The sequence below is a fragment of the Streptomyces sp. NPDC034099 genome, from assembly GCF_055575415.1.
The window spans coordinates 23,190-41,471 of the sequence record NZ_JBVISR010000024.1 but is presented as its reverse complement, the minus strand read 5'-3'; the positions used below and the strand labels follow the sequence as shown (position 1 = coordinate 41,471).

Below are 18,282 nucleotides of genomic sequence, written 5' to 3'. Positions count from 1 at the left end.
GTCAGAACTTGATGCCGCCGAGGAGGCCCGCCAGGCTCTCGCCGCCCGCCTTGATGCTCGGGGCGATGGCCGTACTCGCGAGATAGAACCCGAACAGGACGGCGACCAGCGCGTGCGAGGCCTTGAGGCCGTCCTTGCGGAAGAAGATGAAGACGACGATGCCGAGCAGGACCACGCCTGAGATCGAGAGGATCATGTGAGTTCTCCTGGTTCACGGGGACAGTCACCATGAGTACTTCCAGGCTCACAGCATGTATCCATACGATAAAAGGTGCAAATGGGGGAAATTCGACCGAATTACCTCAGGTGGCGGATCGGTCCTTGGTCCGCTCGGGTGCCCCGCGAGCCAGTACCCTGGCGATTTGCCGAATGTTCGCAGTGAGAGGTGGTCCGGCCGATGAGCGAAGCCCCCGACCCCGAGGTCGTGGAGCTGGCGACCAAGATCTTCGATCTGGCCCGGCAGGGGCGGACCGAGGAGCTGGTCGCGTACGTGGACGCCGGTGTACCGGCCGACCTCACCAACGACCGCGGCGACTCCCTCGTCATGCTCGCCGCCTACCACGGGCACGCCGACGCGGTGCGTGCGCTGCTGGCCCGTGGCGCCGACGCCGACCGCGTCAACGACCGGGGGCAGACGCCGCTCGCCGGAGCCGCCTTCAAGGGTGAGACGGAAGTGACCAAGGCGTTGCTCGAGGCCGGCGCGGACCCGGCGGCGGGCACTCCGTCCGCCGTCGACACGGCGCGGATGTTCGCCCGGACGGACCTGCTGGAGCTGTTCGGCGCCCGGTGACGGGACGGCGGAGAGGGTCCTGTCCGGCCCCCTCCACATTTTTCTGACCAGGGAAAACACTGGAAACGGGGGAGGCGGTACAGGGCCGCCGAAATTTCGGTCGCGGCAGATGTGACCGCCGGGCCATCATGACGACGTGGTTCACGGACGTGATGGCTGGGCAGGTGTTGCCGCACCGCGCGGGCCGTGACACGGCTCGCAAGGGCCACCGACGAGAGGCAGAGGAACATGGTCTTCAGCAAGCAAGAGACGGCGGGCGCTCCGACGTGTTGGCGCACGGCCAGGTAAACGCGTGCTCCCCGGTTGCGTCGACGCTTGATGTGAGGCTGTTTCCCATGTTCGATCCGGTCATAGCGCCCAGCGGTACGCTGCTCGGCCTGCTTCAGCGGGGTCGCGGCGACGGCACGCTGCACGCGCTCACCGCTCCGCGCGCCGAAGCGCTCGCGGCGCTGAACCACTGTGTGCTCCACGACCCCCGCCACGACTGGCAGGTCGAGAACCGCTCCCTCTACTACGCCCGCCTCTACCTCGACCTGAACGGCGAGCTGGACGCGATCGAGGCCCACCTCTTCGACCCCGAGGACGTCCTGGACGCCGACGAGTCGCGCACCGGGCTGGCCCTCGCGGTCCTCGGCCACCTCGCCTCCTACGGCAGGCTGGACGCGCTCCAGCTGCTGCGCCGGTACGCCGCGCACGGCGTCAACTGGGCGTGGGCCCTGGACGAGCTGGCGCTGCGCGACGACGACGCGGGACTGCGCTCCCTCGCCGCGCCCGTCCTGGCCCGCTTCCCGCGCGACGCCGAGGGCGAGGCCGAGCTGGCCGCCGCGGTGCGGGACGCCTTCGAACCCCGGCCCTGGCGCCTGTGGGCCGACGACCCCCGCGAATCGATCGCCGCGCGCGTGCGTGCCGCCCAGGAGGCGGGCTGCTTCGACCGCTGGCAGCGCCAGATGAACTCCACCGGACCGCGTCCCGGCTGGAGCGTGCGAGCCGTGTTCGAGTGGGCCGAGCAGGGCGTCGAGCGCGGCACCCCGCTCCACGCGCCGGCCGCGCGCTGCCTGACGGCCGTCGCCGGGCCCGAGGACCGGCCCGAGATCGTCGAGGCCGCGCGGTCGGGCACCGAGGGCGCCCGCTGCACCGCCCTGCGCTATCTCGCCGACAGCAATGATCCGGACGTCCTCGACCTGGTCGAGGGTGCCGTGGCCACCGGCTCGGCACCGGTCGTGGAGGCCGCCGTCGCCGCGTACGAGCGCATGCGCAGCCTCGCCGCCGTCGACCGGGCCCGCGGCTGGGTGCACCGGCCCGATGCCCTGGGGGCCGCCGCCGGACGGGTGCTCGCCTGCCGGGGCGCCGCCCAGGATCGCGATCTCGTCCTCGCGGCGCTGCGGGAGGCGGTACGTGGCGACGGCCCCGACGCGCCGACCCTGTGGACCCTCGTCGACGGCACCGGACGGCTCGGCATCACCTGCGCCGCGCCCGTACTGCGCCACATCTACCGCGAAACCGCCTCCTCCCACCTGCGTGGCCGGGCCGCCCGCGCGCTGGCCGCCACCGACCCGTCCTTCGCGGCGGGCTTCGCCATCGAGTGCCTGTGGGACTGCGAGGAGACCACCCGCGAACTCGCCGCACGCCATGCCGAGACCGGCGACAACCGCGTCGTCGAACGGCTGCGCAGGCTCGCCGCCGACCCGGCCGAGGAGGACGAGGTCCAGACGGCGGTACGCAGCCGCTTCGGACCGGACGCGCCCGCCGTGTGAGCGCCAGGGGTGCCGGTGCGGCGCGGGCCGTGCGCCGCACCGGCACCCGGCCGCCCGGGGGCAACGCTCACGGGACGTTCCTCGGCCGGATAGATCGTCGTTGACGCGAGCACGTCCAGTCCGGCGACAACACCGGTATGCGTGTCGTCATCGTGACCGAATCCTTTCCCCCCGATGTCAACGGCGTCGCCCACTGCGCGCTCCAGACCGTCCGGCACCTCGTGGGCCGCGGTCACGACTGCGTCGTCGTCGCGCCGGCCGCCTCCGCCGCCGACGAGGCGGACGCGTACGCTCCGTGCCGCGTCGTCCGGACCCCCTCCCTCCCGCTCCCCGGCTATCCGCAGGTCCGCGTCGCCCTGCCCAGCCGGCGCGTCGCCGCCGCGATCGCCGAGCACCGCGCCGACCTCGTCCACCTGGCGGGACCCTTCGTCCTCGGCGTCCGGGGCATGGCCGCCGCCGCCCGGCTCGGCGTCCCCGCCGTGGCCGTCTACCAGACCGACCTCGCCGGCTACGCCCGTACGTACATGGGGGCGGGCGAGGCGGCCGCCTGGCGGCGCATCCGCTCCGTGCACGCGGCCGCCGACCTCACCCTCGCCCCGTCCAGCGCGGCCCTGCGCGACCTGGAGGCGCACGGCGTGCCCCGGGTCGGGCTGTGGCCGCGCGGAGTGGACACCGTCCGCTTCCGGCCCGGCCGGCGGGACGAGACGTTGCGCCGCGCACTCGCCCCCAAGGGCGAGCTGATCGTCGGCTACGTCGGCCGCCTCGCCCCCGAGAAGCAGGTCGAGCTGCTGTCCGGCACCTGCGCCCTGGACGGCGTGCGCGTCGTGGTCGTCGGCGACGGACCCGGCCGGCCCGGTCTGGAGCGGACGCTGCCGGGCGCCGTCTTCCTCGGCCGCCGCACCGGCGACGAACTCGCCCGGGTCTTCGCCTCACTGGACGTCTTCGTGCACACCGGCCCCTTCGAGACGTTCTGCCAGACCGTGCAGGAGGCCATGGCGAGCGGTGTGCCCGTCGTCGCGCCCGCCGCGGGCGGACCGCTGGACCTCGTCGCCCACGGGCGCACCGGGCTACTCGTGCCGCCGCGCGACGCCGCCGCCGTACGGGACGCCGTATGGTCCCTGTCCGCGGACCCCCGGCTGCGGGGCGCCTACGGCGCGGCCGGGAGGGCCGCCGTGGAGGGGCGCACCTGGGCGGCCGTCGGCGACCGGCTGATCGGGCACTACACGGACGTGCTCGCCCCCCGGAAGGCGGTGCCGGCATGAGCGCGCTGCGGATCGTCCGGCTCGCCAACTTCGTCGCCCCCGCGTCCGGCGGACTGCGCACCGCGCTGCGTGAACTGGGCCGCGGATACCGCGCCGCGGGGCACGACCCCGTACTCGTCGTCCCCGGCCGGCACGCCGACGACCGGGAGACCGGACAGGGCCGGGTGATCACGCTCCCGGGGCCCCTGCTGCCGGGTACCGGCGGCTATCGCGTACTGACCGACAGGCGGCGCGTGGCCGCCCTGCTGGAGGAGCTGGCTCCCGACCGCCTGGAGGTGTCCGACCGCACCACCCTGCGGTGGACCGGCAGGTGGGCCCGGCGGGCCAGGGTCCCCGCCGTGATGGTCTCCCACGAGACCACCGACGGTGTGCTGCGCACCTGGGGCCTGCCCGAAGGCGCTGCCCGGCGCACCGCCGACGCCCTCAACGTCCGCACCGCGCACGCCTACGCGCGCGTGGTGTGCACCACGCAGTTCGCCGAGCGGGAGTTCGTCCGCATCGGGGCCCGCAACGTCGTACGGGCCCCGCTCGGCGTCGACCTCACCGGGCGGCACCCCGGGCTGCGCGACCCCGGGCTGCGGGCCCGGTACGCGCGCGGGGACGAGACGCTGCTGGTGATGTGCTCGCGGCTGTCGGTGGAGAAGCGGCCCGGCACCGCGCTCGACGTGCTGATGCAGCTGCGGCGGCGCGGCGGGCGGGCGGTGCTGGTGGTGGCCGGGGACGGGCCGCTGCGCCCGCGGCTCGAACAGCGGGCGCGGGTCCAAGGGCTGCCGGTGACCTTCCTCGGCCACGTCGCCGACCCCCGGCTGCTCGGCGCCCTCCAGGCGTCCGCCGACGTGTGTCTGGCACCCGGACCGGCCGAGACCTTCGGGCTCGCCGCGCTGGAGGCGATGGCGTGCGGCACGCCCGTGGTGGCGAGCGCGTCCTCGGCGCTGCCCGAGGTGATCGGTGCGGCCGGAGCCGTCGCCGCCGATCACGGGGACGCCTTCGCGGACGCCGTGGAACTGCTCCTGGCACGCCGGGGGACGGACCGGCGGGCGGCGGCACGCGCGCGTGCGGAACGCTTCGGCTGGAACACGGCCGTCGAGGCGTTCCTGGCCGCACACGACGCGACCCACCCGGCGCGCCCCGCGCTGCCGGAGTCCGTGCCGTGAGACGCCTCCGCTCCACGGCCCGGCATCCCGGTGGAACACAACCGCCGCGCCCGGATCCGCTGCGCAGCCCGCCGCCGACCCCGCGCACGGTGCTGCCTGCTGCCTGGCCCTGCGCGGGGCGCCCGACTCGACCCGCTGCCCCGCCATTCGCCGACCGAAGTGCCGTGGTCCCGCGCCGCGTGGGGCGGTGCGCCCGCCAGCGGCGGCCCGCCTGCGACGCAGTCGTACCCCACCCCGACGGGCGGGGTCAGTGTCTGTGTGGCGTCGAGAAGCGCACCGGTGTGCCCGGTACCGCCTGGGCCGCCGCCGGGAGGTCGGTGGTGCACACGACGCCGATCACCGGATAGCCGCCGGTCGTCGGGTGGTCGGCGAGGAACACCACCGGCCGGCCGTCGGGCGGCACCTGCACCGCGCCCAGCACCGTGCCCTCGCTGGGGAGTTCGCCCGGACGGGCGCGTTCCAGCGCGGGTCCGTCCACGCGCAGCCCGATGCGGTTGCTCGCGGACGACACCCGGTACGGCTGCGAGGTGAACGCCCGTACCGCCTCCGGTGTGAACCAGTCGGCGCGCGGACCCGGCGTCACCCGCAGGACCAGCTCCGTCGGGGGCGCCGGCTGCGGAGCGACGTCCACGCGCGCGTACTGCCCGCCCGGCCGGCCCAGTGTCCCCGGTGCCGTGGCCGCGGGCGGTCCAGGAGCCCTGTCGCGGCATCCGGATCACGCCACGCGGTACTGCTCGTCACGGGCGTCGGTGAGGAACATCTGCCCCGGCGCGTGGGTGAGCGCGAAGGGCGGGCGTGAGGCCATGACCGCCGCCTGCGGGGTCACGCCGCAGGCCCAGAACACCGGGATGTCGTCCGGTTCGCGGTCCACCGCGTCGCCGAAGTCGGGCCGGTCCAGATCCGCGATGCCCAGCGCCGACGGGTCGCCGCAGTGCACCGGGCTGCCGTGCACCGCCGGGAGCAGACTGCTCTCGCGGATCGCCGCCGACAGGTGCGCGGGCGGCACCGGGCGCATCGACACCACCATCGGCCCGCGCAGCCGCCCGGCCGGACGGCACCGGCGGGAGGTGACGTACATCGGGACGTTGCGGCCCTGCTCGACGTGGCGGATCGGGACGCCCGCCGAGGCCAGCGCCCACTCGAAGGTGAAACTGCACCCGATCAGGAAGGTCACCAGGTCGTCCCGCCAGTGCTCCAGCACGTCCGTCGGCTCCTCCACCAGCTCGCCGTCCCGCCACGCCCGGTAGCGCGGCAGATCGGTGCGCAGGTCCGCGCCGTCGGCGAGCACGGTGGTCCAGGACCCGGCGTCCGTCACGTCCAGCACCGGGCACGGCTGCGGGTTGCGGGTGCAGAACAGCAGCATGTCGTACGCCCAGTCGGCGGGCACCGAGATCAGGTTGGCCTGGGTGTGGCCGGCGGCGACCCCGGCCGTGGGGCCGGTCAGCCCCTTCCGGAAGCGGGCGCGGGCCGTTTTCGGGCTCCACGCGCGCGCGTGCTCGTCGACCAGGGTGATCGGGCGGTCTCCGCTCGCGGGGTGCGGGTGGTTCATGCCAGTTCCTTTCCACGTGTCTCCGGCAGCCCCAGCAGGGCCAGTGCCGCGATGCCGTAGCCGATGGCGCCGAAGACCAGCGCGCCGCCCACGCCCCAGCTGTCGGCGAGGAAGCCGACCGTGGTGGGGAAGACGGCGCCCACGGCGCGTCCGGTGTTGTACGTGAAGCCCTGGCCCGCGCCCCGTACCGCCGTCGGGTACAGCTCGCTCAGGTAGGAACCGAAGCCGCTGAAGATGGCCGACATGCAGAAGCCGAGCGGGAAGCCCAGCACCAGGAGCAGGGTGTTGGCGCCGCCGGGGATGTTGGCGTACGCCAGGATGCAGAGCGCCGACAGCAGCGCGAAGAGCCAGATGTTGCGCCTGCGGCCCAGCACGTCGGTGAGCACGCCGCCGGTCAGGTAGCCCAGGAAGGCGCCCGAGATGAGGAAGGTCAGGTAGCCGCCGGTGCCGACGACCGACAGGTCGCGCTCGTCCTTCAGATACGTCGGCACCCAGGTGGCGAGGGTGTAGTAGCCGCCCTGGACCCCGGTGGAGAGCAGGCTCGCGAAGAACGTGACGCGCAACAGCCCCGGTGAGTCCGCCGTGCCCGGCCTGAAGATCGCCGCGAACGAACCCCTGCCGGCGCCCTTCTCCCGGACCTCGGCGGCCCGCGGCGCGTCGTGGACGCTGCGCCGCACCCACACCACGAGCAGCGCCGGGAGCGCGCCCGTCCAGAACATGACACGCCAGGCCAGGTCGTCACCGGCCAGTGAGAACACCAACGTGTACACGATCACCGCGAGCGCCCAGCCCACGGCCCACGAGCTCTGGACCGCGCCGAGCGTGCGCCCGCGGTGCCGAGGGCTCGCGTACTCGGCGACCAGGATCGCGCCGACCGCCCACTCGCCGCCGAAGCCGAGGCCCTGGAGGGCGCGGAAGACGAGCAGCGTCTCGTAGTTGGGCGCGAAGCCGCAGGCCACCGTGAAGACGGCGTAGGTGATCACGGTGAGCAGCAGCGCCCTGACCCGGCCGACGCGGTCCGCCAGCACACCCGCGAGCGCGCCGCCGATCGCCGAGACGACCAGGGTGACCGTCGTGAGCAGGCCGGTCTGACCGCTGTCCAGACCGAAGTACGCGGCCAGCGCGACCATGGTCAGCGGCAGCGTGAAGTAGTCGTACGAGTCGAGGGCGTAGCCGCCGAACGCGCCGCCGAAGGCGCGGCGGCCCCGCGGGCCGAGGGTGCGCAGCCAGCCGAACGGGCCGTCTTCCGAGGCGCGTTCGGCCGTGCCGGGTGGACGGGTGTCGGCGGGGAGTGCCGGTGGGTGAGGGGGTGTGCTCATGGTGCACCTCGCAGGGGGAGGACGGAGAGTGCGGATCGAGCGGGAACTTGAGGGCACCGTAGGGGATCGTTCAACGATCCCTCAATACCCCTGTTGTTTCGTTCTGGTATCTGCGATTGAATTCCGGGCATGGCAGAGCAGTTGACGGGACTGGCCGACGATCGCGCCCTCCTCGGGCGGACCAGCACCGCCGAGCGGGTCTCGGACATCCTCAGGAGCCGGATCGCCGAGGGCTACTTCCCACCCGGGACCCGGTTGTCGGAGGACAGCATCGGCGGCGCCCTGGGCGTCTCCCGCAACACCCTGCGCGAGTCGTTCCGCCTGCTCACGCACGAACGCCTGCTCGTCCACGAACTGAACCGGGGCGTCTTCGTCCGGGTCCTCACCGTCGAGGACGTCGAGGACATCTACCGCACCCGCTCCCTCGTCGAGTGCGCCGTCGTCCGCGGCCTCGGCGAGCCGCCGTACCCGCTGGACGGGCTAGCCGAGGCCGTCGAGGACGGGCGGCGGTCGGCCCGCGAAGGTGACTGGAAAGGAGTGGGTACGGCCAACATCCACTTCCACCGGGAACTGGTGGCCCTCGCCGGCAGCGAACGCACCGACGAACTGATGCGCAGCGTCTTCGCCGAACTGCGCCTGGCCTTCCACGTCGTGGACGACCCGCGGCGCCTGCACGAGCCGTACATCGCCCGGAACGCGGAGCTCCTCGCGACCCTGGAGGGCGGCGAGCGGGAGAAGGCCGCGCGACTGCTCGCGGTCTACCTGGAGGACTCGCTGAAGCGCGTCGTGGAGGTCTACCTGCGGCGGGTCGGGGACGAAGGGTAGGGACGGTCCGCCGGGAGGGCCCCGGGCCCCGGCGGCGCGGCGGCCGGCCACCGTGTCCGCGGGGGCCCATCTGCGTCGTTTGGGCCGATGTCAGACCGAGGACCTAGTCTGTGCACCGTGACTTCGCCTGCATCGACGGACAGTGTTCCGCCCCAGCTCAGCGCGGGGCCGCGCCCCGCCCCGGGCCCGGCCGCCGACGAGGGGCTGGCGCGGCGGCTGCGCGCGCTCGCCTGCACGGCGCCGCTGCACGACCTCGACGCGCGCAAGGCCAACCTCGCCGGCGAGTACTCGGTGTACGGCATGGCGGAGGTCGCCCTGGCCGCCATCGACCTCGTCACGCTGAACATGGACTTCGACACGGGCGCCGACCACGACCAGATAGTCGCCAGGCTGATCCCGCGCGTCGCCGCCCAGGCCCCGCGCCGCCCCGCCGCCGAGCACGAGCGGGTGGCCCGGTGGGTCCTGGAGAACCTGATCAACGTCGGCAGCGTGGACCGCGGCTTCCGCGCGGTGTACGGCACCTTCGGACCCGACGGCACGTACGTCCGGCGGGACTACGACTTCAAGCTGCTCGAAGAGGTCCCGGGACCCGGCGGCACCGTCTACCTGCGCACCACCGACGAGGCGGTCAACGTCCTCGTCGGCGCCCTGGACACCGACGTCACCAGCGCCCAGATCGCCGCCGAGGTCAAGCTCGAGGTGCTGATCAGCCGCGGCCGCCTCGCCGACGCCCAGCTCGCCGCCGAACAGGCCCGGTACCGCACCGTCCAGTACTCGGAGACCCTGCGCCGCGCCCTGGACGCCACCCGGCGCAACGTCCGCGCGGTGGACTGGCTCAGCGCCGTCCCCGACATGATCGCCGAGGCCCTGGACCACGTCGCCGACCGCTACCGGCACGAGAACGCGATCCTCACCAACATCCGCAAGGCCCGCGACGAGACCGAGGACGCCGAGCACAAGCGCCGCGCCGCCGAGCTGGTCGACATCGTCAAGGACTGCATCCGCCGCCACACCCAGCTCCAGTCCCGCCTCCTGGAGGCCGGCCCGCTCTTCCGCGCGGAACAGGACCGGCAGGCCTTCGCCACCCCCCTGACCACCTCCGGCCTCGACCTGTACGGCCATCTCGTCGCCCCCGTGCTGCCGTTGCCCGTGGAGCGGGCGCTCCGCGTCACCGACGCCTTCTTCGCCCACGGCACCGGGCTGCGCACCCCCGTCTCCGTCCGGGTCGGCGACCTCGTCGACATACTCCTCACCCCGCCGGTGGAGCGCGAGCACCTGGGCGCCGAGATGCCGGAGCCCGACCTGATCGCCACCCCGGACGACAGCCGGTTCAGCGAGGAGCAGCTCGCCGCCGCCATGGAGCTGCTCGACCTGCCGCACGACGCCCCGCGCCGGCTGTCCGGGCTGCTGGCCGAGGCCCGCGCCCGCGACCCCGAACTGCCGTACCTCGTCGCCCTGCTCGCCGTCCACGCGGCCAGCCCGCCGGTCGGCACCGCCTACCGCCAGGGCGAGCCGAAGCTGCTGTTCGCCGTCGACGACGGCACCGAGCTGGACGACCCCGAGTTCGGCGGCGCCGACCTCATCGTCGGCACGGCGCTGCTGGACGCGGCGGGGATGGCGGCGGACCGGACGGAGGCGGCATGACGACCGGCCCGCATCACGCCCACCCCACTCACCGCCCCACCCGACACCGCAGCACAGAGCGACAGCACAGCGAGGAGTACCGACCGTGACCGAGCACGCCGACCGGAGCGAGCCGGAGGCGGGTGCCGCGCCGACCACCGCGGCCGTCACGCCCGCCGACGCCGCCGACGCGGCGCGGCTCGTCGCCTTCGGTCTCCAGCCCAAGCTGCTGCCCGCCCGCGACCAGGAGTACGCCGACCTGCTGCGCCGCTACCGCGAGGACCCGCCCTTCGCGCGGCTCGCCGACGCCGTGGCGGCCGGCCTCGGGCTGATCGTCCTGGAGGTGTCCCCGCGCGCGGGGATGGCCGTGACCGCCGCCGAGGACTCCGTGTTCGCCGTCCGTATGGGCGACTACGCGCGTCGTGCCGCCACCGACTCCGGCGACCGCTTCCTGCACGGCCTCGCCCACCTCGCCGTCGCCGCCATGGCCTATCCGCGCCCCGAGGACCTCGCCGACGACGGCTACATCGGCCGCGTCACGGTCAACGGCGTGGACGCGTTCGTCCGCCAGGCCTGCCGCAGACTCGAGGAACGCGCGGAGCAGCAGGGCGAGAACACCGACCCGGCCACCGACGCGCCGGGCCTGGAGGCCGCCTGGCGGATCTGGGTCAGGCGCAGCGCGACCGGCGCCACCAAGGACGCGCGCAGACTCCCGGGCTCCACCACCGGCATCGTCGGCAAGGCCGCCGCGTTCCTCACCGAGTCCGGCTTCCTCCAGCGCACCGGCGACGACCACGGCGGCACCTACCGCACGACGGCCCGCTACCAGCTCCAGGTGCGCGACATGGCGGGCAGCGCCGCCATGACCGAGCTGCTCGACCTGGGCGTCGTCCCGGTCACCGACGGCACCGCGACGCTGCTACCCGCCGAGGAGACGGACGACCTGGAGCTGGTAGCCGACGCCGGCCTGCCCTTCCACTCCTCCTGATCCCGCCCGCCCCGCCCCCGACCGTCCCCGACGTCCGAAGACTTACGAGAGTCCGCCATGTACGAGCTGTCCCGGGTCCGCCTCTACTCCATCGGACCCGCCGGTGCGCGCTACGCCGACACCGTGCTTGACCTGCGCGGTGTGGGCGAGCCCGTGCCCGATCCCGCGCCCACGCAGGCGGAGTTCTTCGAGGAGGAGCCCGTCGGCCCGCCGCGCCGGCCCGCGCCCGCAGGCGTGCTCTTCCTGGAGAACGGCGGCGGCAAGTCCGTACTCCTCAAGCTGATCTTCTCGGTGATGCTGCCGGGCCACCGCAACACCCTGGGCGGCGCCAGTTCCGGCGTGCTGCGCAAGTTCCTGCTCGCCGACGACTGCGGACACGTGGCGCTGGAGTGGCAGCACGTCCAGACCGGCGAGTGCGTCGTCGTCGGCAAGGTCAGCGAGTGGCGCGGACGGCAGGTCTCGGGCGACCCGCGGAAGTTCGCCGAGGCCTGGTACTCCTTCCGGCCAGGACCCGGACTGACCCTGGACAACCTGCCGGTCGCCGAGGCCACCGCCGTACGCCCGTCCGCCGAGGGCGCCTCCGGAGCGCAGGGCAGGCGACGCACCATGAAGGGCTTCCGCGACGCGCTCACCGAGGCAGGCAAGGCCTACCCGCACCTGGTGGTGCACTGGGAGGAGATCCACGACCGCTGGATCGAGCACCTCGGCGACCTCGGACTCGACCCCGAACTCTTCCGCTACCAGCGCGAGATGAACGCCGACGAGGGCGAGGCCGCCGGCCTCTTCGCCGTCAAGAAGGACTCCGACTTCACCGACCTGCTGCTGCGGGCCGTCACCGACACCCGCGACACCGACGGCCTCGCCGACCTGGTCGGCGGCTTCGGCAACAAGCTGGGCCGGCGCGCCGAGCTGATCGCCGAACGCGACTTCACCGCCGGGTCCGTCGACCTCCTAGGCCGGATCGTCGAGGCCGCCGAGGCGCGCACCCGCGCGCGCGACATCCACACCGCCGCCGAACGCCGCACCAGGAACCTGGCCCGCCGGCTCACCGCCCGAGGCGCCCAGGAGCGGGTCCGTGCGGGTGACCTCGCCCAGCGGGTCACGGCCGCCGCGTACGCCGTCACGCACGCCGAGTCCGCCCGGGACCGCAGCAACCTCATCGCCGCCGAACTCGCCTACCGGCACGCCTCCCTGGCCCTGACCGGAGCCGAGAAGTCCGCCGCCGCGCAGAAGCGCGAACTGGCCGAGGCCCGCACCCTGCACTCCGCCTGGCAGGCCGCCGAGGCCGTCCTGCGCCACCGCGCCGCCGCCGACCGCGTCGCCCGCGTCTCGGCCGCCATCCAGGAGGCCGAACGGGACGCCGCCCCCGCTCTCGCCGCCCGCACCAAGGCCGCCGTCGACCTCGTCCGCGCCCTGCACGCGGCGGCCGCGAAGGCCGAGGACCACGCCAACGAGGAGGAGGAGCGGTCCGCCGCCCTCCAGGAGGTCAGCGACACCGCCCACCGGGACTCCACCACCGCCGCCACCGAGGCGCAGCGCGCCCGCAGCGAGGCCGGGCACCTGCGCCAGCGCCTCACCGAGGTCGAGCAGGAGACCGCCGAGGCCGTCCGCGCCGGCTGGCTGGACGACAGCGCCCCCGACGCCGACCCGGCCCGCGCCGCCCTCGCGGCCAGCGACGCCGAGAAGACGACCGTCGCCGCCTGGGACACCGCCCGCGAGGCGGCCCACCGGGCCACCGAGCACGCCCGCGAGGCCGCCGCCGCCGAGAGCCGCGCCGAACTGACCGCGGCCCGCGCGGCGGACGCGGCCACCGCCGCCGAGCGCGCCCACCGGGGCGAGCGGCGCACCGCCGAGGCACTGGCCGCGGAGGAACGCCTCGCCGAACTGCTCGGCCTGGCCGCCGAGTCCCGCCCGGGCATCCCCCAGCCCCGCCGGGACGCCGACCGCGCCGACCGGACCGCCGCCACCACCGCGACGGACGGCGCGCTGACCCCCGAAGAACTCGACCGCTTCGCCGACGAACTGCGCGAACTGCTCGACGACACCGTCTCCTCCGCCGAACGCCAGCTGTTCGACCTGCGCACCGCCGCCGCCGACGACTCCCGCATCCTCGGCGCCCTCGGCGACGGCGGCCTGCTGCCGCCGGGACCCGACGTGCTGGCCACCGTCGAGTTCCTCGGCGAGCACGGCATCCCCGCCCTGCCCGGCTGGCGCTACCTCGCCCAGGCTGTCGACCCCGCCGACCACGCACGCGTGCTGGCCGCCCGCCCCGAGCTGGTCGACGGCGTGATCATCACCGACCCGGACTCGCACACCCGCGCCCGCGAGGTCCTCGGCGACGCGGCCCTGCTGCCGCGCTCCGCCGTCGCCGTCGGCACCGCCGCAGCCCTCCTCGCCCCGACCCCGGCCCCGGAGTCCGGCACCGGGGACGTCTTCCTCGTACCGCCGAACCCGGCCATGCACGACGAGCAGGCCGCCGACGAGGAGCGGCACGCCCTGCGCGCGCGGGCGGGCGAGCGGGACGAGGAGATCCGCACCCTCGCCGCCCGCCTCGGCAAGGACCGCGAGCTGGCGGCCCGGCTCGCCTCCTGGCGCACCGGCTGCCCGGCCGGACGCCTCGCGGAACTCGCCAGGACCGCCGAGGAGGCCCGCGCCTTCGCCGAGGAGGCCGAGGCCGAGCTGACCGAGGCCCGCACCGTGCGGGCCGAGGCCGACGAGAGCGCCGCTGAGGCCGTCCACCTGCGGGACGAGCGGCAGGAGGCCGCACAGAAGGCCCGCCGCGCCGCCGACGCCCTCGCCGGACTCGCCTTCCGGCTGCGCGAACGCGCCGGCTGGCAGGTCAGACTCCGTGAACTGGCCGACGAGGGCACCGAGGCCGAGGCCCGCGCCCAGGCCTGCCTGGAGCGGGCCCGCGCCGCCGACGAGGACCGGCGCGCCGCCCAGCGCGCCGCCGACGACGCCCGCCGCACCGCGCGGGCACTGCGCGCCGAGCGCTCCGAGATCGCCGGTGCCCCCGACGACGTACCCGAAGAGGCACCCGGGGACGGTGCCGGGGCGCCGAAGGCGAAGGCGTCCCTGCCCGACCTGCGCGAGGCCTACCGCGCCGCCTCCCAGGTGTACGAGAAGGTCGGCGTCGGCGCCGACCTGCGCGCCGAACAGGCCCGCGCGGAGAGCGACGAGAGCGCGGCCCGCGCGGATCTCGACCGGCTCAGCAACAAGGTCCGCACCCGCGCCGGGCAGCTCCTGGAATCGCCCGACGGCTCCGACGGGCCCTCCCGGCAGGCCGCCGTCGCCCGCGCCGAGGAACTGGTGCAGCTCCTGGAGACCCGTATGTCCAGCGCGAGCGAACAGCTCGGCCGGCTGCGCGGCGAGGCCGAACGGCACGCGCCAGAGGACGGCGACACCCACACCGACCTCCCCGAGGAGCTCCAGCCGCGCGACGTCGAGCACGCCCAGACCCTGCTGCGCACGGCGACCGCCGAACTCGCCGCCCGCACCGAGGCCCTGGCCCAGGCCCGCGAGGCCCACGCCGAACTGCTCGACGCGCACCGCGCCGCCGAGGACGCGGCCGGCGGCTTCGACGAGACCGCCGCCCTGCTCCGCGACCTGCTGCGCGAACACGCGCCCGAGGAGGAGCAGGAGGAACCCGAGCCCTACGCCGGAGACCTGGAGGAGGCCCGCCGGTCCGCCGCCGAGGCCCGCCGCTCGCTGCGCGGCTGCGCCGCCGACCTGTCCGCCGCCGAGGCCGCCGTGCGCGAGGCCAGCGACGTCCTCGTCCGGCACGCCAACTCCACCCGCTACGAACAGGTCCGCACGCCCGCCCGCCAGCAGATCCGCGAACTGCCCGCCGCCGCGCTGCCCGAGCACGCCGCCAAGTGGGCCGACGCCTTCGCGCCCCGGCTCCGCGTCCTCACCGACGAGCTGTCCCAGCTGGAGCGCAACCGCGACTCGATCGTGGACCGGCTGCGCGGCCTGGTCGAGTCCGCGCTCGCCACCCTCCGCTCCGCCCAGCGGCTGTCCCGGCTGCCGGAGGGCCTCGGCGAGTGGTCCGGGCAGGAGTTCCTGCGCATCCGCTTCGAGGAGCCCGACCAGGCCACCCTCACCGAGCGGCTCGGCGAGGTCGTCGACGAGGCCACCCGCGCGGCCGTGAAGAAGAACTCCGACCTGCGCCGCGACGGCATGTCCCTGCTGCTGCGCGGTGTGGCCGCCGCCCTGCAGCCCAAGGGCGTCGCCGTCGAGATCCTCAAGCCCGACGCCGTACTGCGCGCCGAGCGCGTCCCCGTCGGACAGATGGGCGACGTCTTCTCCGGCGGCCAGCTGCTCACCGCCGCCATCGCCCTGTACTGCACGATGGCCGCGCTGCGCAGCAACGACCGGGGCCACGACCGGCACCGCCACGCCGGCACCCTGTTCCTCGACAACCCCATCGGCCGCGCCAACGCCACCTACCTGCTGGAGCTCCAGCGGGCCGTGTCCGACGCGCTCGGCGTGCAGCTCCTGTACACCACCGGCCTGTTCGACACGACCGCGCTGGCAGAGTTCCCGCTGGTCATCCGGCTGCGCAACGACGCCGACCTCAGGGCGGGACTGAAGTACATCAGCGTGGAGGAGCACCTGCGGCCGGGCCTGCCGCAGCCGACGCCGGCCGCCGAGGGGGAGGGCGAGCCGGTGCACAGCGAGATCACGGCGACCCGCATGTACAAACGCCCCGCACAGTCACCGGCCTAGGAGGGCTGTTCGCCGAGCCGGTCGAGCAGCCAGGCGTGGAAGCTTCCGATGTGGTGCTCGGTCGGCACCAGCACCCCGCCCGCCCGGTAGGCCCGGGACGCCATGGCCGGCTGGGTCCGCTCGCAGGCCGCGAAGTCCTGGGTGTTGACCCGGTGGAACAGCTCGACCGACTTCGACAGATCGGCGCCGGACGCCACGACCTCGGGCGCGTACAGCCAGTCACACTCGACCACCGTGCGGTCCTCGGCCAGCGGGAACATGCGGTGCAGGATCACGTGGTCCGGCACGAGGTTGACGAAGACCGTCGGCCGCACGGTGACGGCGTAGTAGCGGCGGTCCTGGCCGTCCGGCACCTCGGGCAGCCTGCCGAAGCCCTCGCTGCCGTCGACCGTGAAGCCCTTCACCCCGTCGCCGAACTCGGCCCCGTGCCCCACGTAGTACTGCGCCGCGTAGCCGTCGGCGAACTCGGGCAGCACGTCGGTGAGTTCGGGGTGGATCGTCGCGCAGTGGTAGCACTCCATGAAGTTCTCGACGATCAGCTTCCAGTTGGCCCGCACGTCGTACCGGACACGTCGGCCGAGTGCGAGTCCCTCGGTGCCGTACCGCTCGATGGCGGCCGGATCACCGAGCCGTTCGACGGTCGCGCCGCGCACCGTCTCCTCGAAGCAGGGCGGCTCCTCGGCCAGGCACACCCAGGCATAGCCGAGCCACTCGCGCAGCGCGACCTCGACCAGCCCGTACGCCGACCGGTCCACATCGGGCATCTTCGTCAGGTTGGGCGCGGCGACCAGCCTTCCGTCGAGGTCGTACGTCCAGGCGTGGTACGGACACTGCAGGGTGCGGCGCACCTCGCCGGACTCCTCCAGGCACAGCCGGGCGCCGCGGTGCCGGCAGATGTTCAGGAAGGCGCGCAGCCCGCCGGTCCGGGTACGCGTGACGATCACGCTCTCGCGGCCGACCTGCACGGTGCGGAAGGCGCCGGGCCGCTCCAGATCGGCACCGCGCACGGCGCAGAACCACATCGCCTCGAAGACGTGCCGCTGCTCCTGGCGGAAGACGTCCGGGTCGGTGTAGTAGCGGCCCGGCAGCGTCGGGACGAGGCTGGGGGACGGGGGAGTCGTCGTCACGTGCGTACTCCTCGGGCGGGGTCGAAGAGGCCGATGGGGTGCGCGGTGGTGCCGGTCAGGGCCAGGTCGGCGAGGATCTCGCCGACGACGGGCACGAACTTGAACCCGTGCCCGGAGAAGCCGCAGGCCACGGTGACCGAGTCGGGGTGCGCCGGGTGGCGGGCGATGACGAAGTGCTCGTCGGGGGTGGTGGTGTACATGCAGGTCGCGGCCCTGCGGAAGGCGCCGGGCAGGTCGGGGATGCGGGCCGACATGTGGTCCGCCATGGCCCGGACCTCGTGGTCGTGCACGGTGCGGTCGATGGTCTCGGGGGTCGTGGCCCGACCCTTGCGGAAGAAGGCGACCTTGGCGCCGTCGTCGGGGCCGTCGATGGCCGGGAAGCCGTAGACCTGGACGCCGGCCGCGTCCTCCCAGACGTAGATCGGTTGGCTCGCGGGACGGAAGGGGCGGATGCCGCCGCGCGGCTGGAACCAGTACATGACCTGCCGCTCGACCGTGAACGGCACCCCGAGGTCGGCGAGCAGCCGCGGCGCCCACGCACCCGGGCAGATCACCAGGTGGGAAGCGGTGTACGTGTTCTCGGCGGTGTGCACCCGCACGCCGTCGCGGTACGGCTCCCAGCGGGTCATCGGTTCGTCGAAGTGCAGGTCGGCGCCCTGCCGGGTGGCGAGCTGGAGATGCGCGGCCACGGTGTTCTCCGGGCGGAGCAGCCCGGCCCTGGCCTCGTACAGCGCGACCTCGTCGTCGCCCGGCGTGAGCGTCGGGAAGCGGCGGCGGATCTCCCGGGCGTCCAGCATCTCGTGCGGCAGGTCCCACTCGCGGGCCGAGCGCAGCGAGCCGGAGACGGTCCACGAGTCGGGGCGGCCGACCATCACCCCGCCGCCGAGCAGCGCGATGTCGCGGCCGGTGGCCCGCTCCAGCTCCTCGTACAGCTCGTAGGCGCGCAGCAGCAGGGGTACGTACGCCGGGTCCTCGAAGTACGACTGCCGGGTGATCCGCGAACCGCCGTGGCTGGAGCCCCGGTTGTGCACCGGGCCGAACTTCTCCAGGCCCAGCACGCGGACACCCCGCGCGGAGAGGTGGTGGGCGGCGGCGCTGCCCATGCCGCCGAGACCGATGACGATCACGTCGTAGGTGGGGGACAACAGGGGCCTCCTGGCGGG

13 protein-coding genes and 1 pseudogene are annotated in these 18,282 nt (G+C 74.3%); 8 read left to right on the top strand and 6 right to left on the bottom strand.

The window, feature by feature from the left end; genetic code table 11:
* Position 1: 1 nt before the first annotated feature.
* Entirely contained in the window at positions 2 to 196 is a 195-nt protein-coding gene (locus ACZ56V_RS37790; RefSeq protein ID WP_003977410.1) for a hypothetical protein, read from the bottom strand.
* A 201-nt stretch (positions 197 to 397) separates the two neighbouring features.
* Between ACZ56V_RS37790 and ACZ56V_RS37785 the strand changes: the two genes are divergently transcribed.
* The 4 genes from ACZ56V_RS37785 to ACZ56V_RS37770 all read left to right on the top strand — a co-directional run bounded on the left by ACZ56V_RS37785 (position 398) and on the right by ACZ56V_RS37770 (position 4,960).
* The gene (locus tag ACZ56V_RS37785) at positions 398 to 790 is read left to right on the top strand and encodes an ankyrin repeat domain-containing protein (protein WP_356365002.1); all 393 of its coding nucleotides are present in this window, start codon (positions 398 to 400) and stop codon (positions 788 to 790) included.
* 335 nt (positions 791 to 1,125) lie between these two features.
* Positions 1,126 to 2,544, top strand: coding sequence for a HEAT repeat domain-containing protein (locus ACZ56V_RS37780; RefSeq protein WP_467381831.1), 1,419 nt, complete (start codon positions 1,126 to 1,128; stop codon positions 2,542 to 2,544).
* 137 nt (positions 2,545 to 2,681) lie between these two features.
* On the top strand, positions 2,682 to 3,806 hold the full coding sequence (locus ACZ56V_RS37775) for a glycosyltransferase family 4 protein (RefSeq protein WP_468948201.1): 1,125 nt from the start codon (positions 2,682 to 2,684) through the stop codon (positions 3,804 to 3,806).
* Positions 3,803 to 4,960: a glycosyltransferase gene (locus tag ACZ56V_RS37770; protein ID WP_468948199.1), complete on the top strand. Its 1,158-nt coding sequence runs from the start codon at positions 3,803 to 3,805 to the stop codon at positions 4,958 to 4,960. The genes ACZ56V_RS37775 and ACZ56V_RS37770 overlap by 4 nt, the downstream gene beginning before the upstream one ends.
* A gap of 247 nt (positions 4,961 to 5,207) precedes the next feature.
* Here ACZ56V_RS37770 and ACZ56V_RS37765 read toward each other — a convergent pair.
* The 3 genes and pseudogenes from ACZ56V_RS37765 to ACZ56V_RS37755 all read right to left on the bottom strand — a co-directional run.
* Positions 5,208 to 5,651 (bottom strand): annotated as a pseudogene (locus tag ACZ56V_RS37765) (5-oxoprolinase subunit C family protein); the annotation flags it as partial.
* Between the two features lie 24 nt (positions 5,652 to 5,675).
* Entirely contained in the window at positions 5,676 to 6,509 is an 834-nt protein-coding gene (locus ACZ56V_RS37760) for a putative hydro-lyase (RefSeq protein WP_468948197.1), read from the bottom strand.
* A complete protein-coding gene (locus tag ACZ56V_RS37755) occupies positions 6,506 to 7,828 on the bottom strand; it encodes an MFS transporter (RefSeq protein WP_467381827.1) in 1,323 nt (440 codons plus the stop codon). Before ACZ56V_RS37755 ends, ACZ56V_RS37760 begins: the two co-directional genes overlap by 4 nt.
* A gap of 129 nt (positions 7,829 to 7,957) precedes the next feature.
* Here ACZ56V_RS37755 and ACZ56V_RS37750 point away from each other — a divergent pair, with 129 nt between their 5' ends.
* The 4 genes from ACZ56V_RS37750 to ACZ56V_RS37735 all read left to right on the top strand — a co-directional run bounded on the left by ACZ56V_RS37750 (position 7,958) and on the right by ACZ56V_RS37735 (position 15,992).
* Positions 7,958 to 8,653 carry a GntR family transcriptional regulator gene (locus tag ACZ56V_RS37750; RefSeq protein WP_104633937.1) on the top strand — a complete coding sequence of 232 codons (696 nt, stop codon included), beginning with the start codon at positions 7,958 to 7,960 and terminating at the stop codon, positions 8,651 to 8,653.
* 117 nt (positions 8,654 to 8,770) lie between these two features.
* Positions 8,771 to 10,297, top strand: coding sequence for a hypothetical protein (locus ACZ56V_RS37745; protein ID WP_398918391.1), 1,527 nt, complete (start codon positions 8,771 to 8,773; stop codon positions 10,295 to 10,297).
* Positions 10,298 to 10,382: 85 nt separating this feature from the next.
* The gene (locus ACZ56V_RS37740) at positions 10,383 to 11,264 is read left to right on the top strand and encodes a hypothetical protein (RefSeq protein ID WP_104633935.1); all 882 of its coding nucleotides are present in this window, start codon (positions 10,383 to 10,385) and stop codon (positions 11,262 to 11,264) included.
* A 57-nt stretch (positions 11,265 to 11,321) separates the two neighbouring features.
* A complete protein-coding gene (locus tag ACZ56V_RS37735) occupies positions 11,322 to 15,992 on the top strand; it encodes a hypothetical protein (protein WP_468948193.1) in 4,671 nt (1,556 codons plus the stop codon).
* On the opposite strand, the gene ACZ56V_RS37730 is transcribed toward ACZ56V_RS37735, so the two are convergent.
* Positions 15,989 to 17,119, bottom strand: coding sequence for an aromatic ring-hydroxylating oxygenase subunit alpha (locus ACZ56V_RS37730; RefSeq protein WP_468948191.1), 1,131 nt, complete (start codon positions 17,117 to 17,119; stop codon positions 15,989 to 15,991). The two genes, ACZ56V_RS37735 and ACZ56V_RS37730, sit on opposite strands and share 4 nt — an antisense overlap.
* On the bottom strand, positions 17,116 to 18,264 hold the full coding sequence (solA, locus tag ACZ56V_RS37725; protein ID WP_468948189.1) for an N-methyl-L-tryptophan oxidase: 1,149 nt from the start codon (positions 18,262 to 18,264) through the stop codon (positions 17,116 to 17,118). The genes ACZ56V_RS37730 and solA overlap by 4 nt, the downstream gene beginning before the upstream one ends.
* Positions 18,265 to 18,282 lie beyond the last annotated feature (18 nt).

Coding starts and splice junctions, on each gene's coding strand:
- ACZ56V_RS37790 (WP_003977410.1), bottom strand. CDS start 196: ATGATCCTCTCGATCTCAGGCGTGGTCCTGCTCGGCATCGTCGTCTTC.
- ACZ56V_RS37785 (WP_356365002.1), top strand. CDS start 398: ATGAGCGAAGCCCCCGACCCCGAGGTCGTGGAGCTGGCGACCAAGATC.
- ACZ56V_RS37780 (WP_467381831.1), top strand. CDS start 1,126: ATGTTCGATCCGGTCATAGCGCCCAGCGGTACGCTGCTCGGCCTGCTT.
- ACZ56V_RS37775 (WP_468948201.1), top strand. CDS start 2,682: ATGCGTGTCGTCATCGTGACCGAATCCTTTCCCCCCGATGTCAACGGC.
- ACZ56V_RS37770 (WP_468948199.1), top strand. CDS start 3,803: ATGAGCGCGCTGCGGATCGTCCGGCTCGCCAACTTCGTCGCCCCCGCG.
- ACZ56V_RS37760 (WP_468948197.1), bottom strand. CDS start 6,509: ATGAACCACCCGCACCCCGCGAGCGGAGACCGCCCGATCACCCTGGTC.
- ACZ56V_RS37755 (WP_467381827.1), bottom strand. CDS start 7,828: ATGAGCACACCCCCTCACCCACCGGCACTCCCCGCCGACACCCGTCCA.
- ACZ56V_RS37750 (WP_104633937.1), top strand. CDS start 7,958: ATGGCAGAGCAGTTGACGGGACTGGCCGACGATCGCGCCCTCCTCGGG.
- ACZ56V_RS37735 (WP_468948193.1), top strand. CDS start 11,322: ATGTACGAGCTGTCCCGGGTCCGCCTCTACTCCATCGGACCCGCCGGT.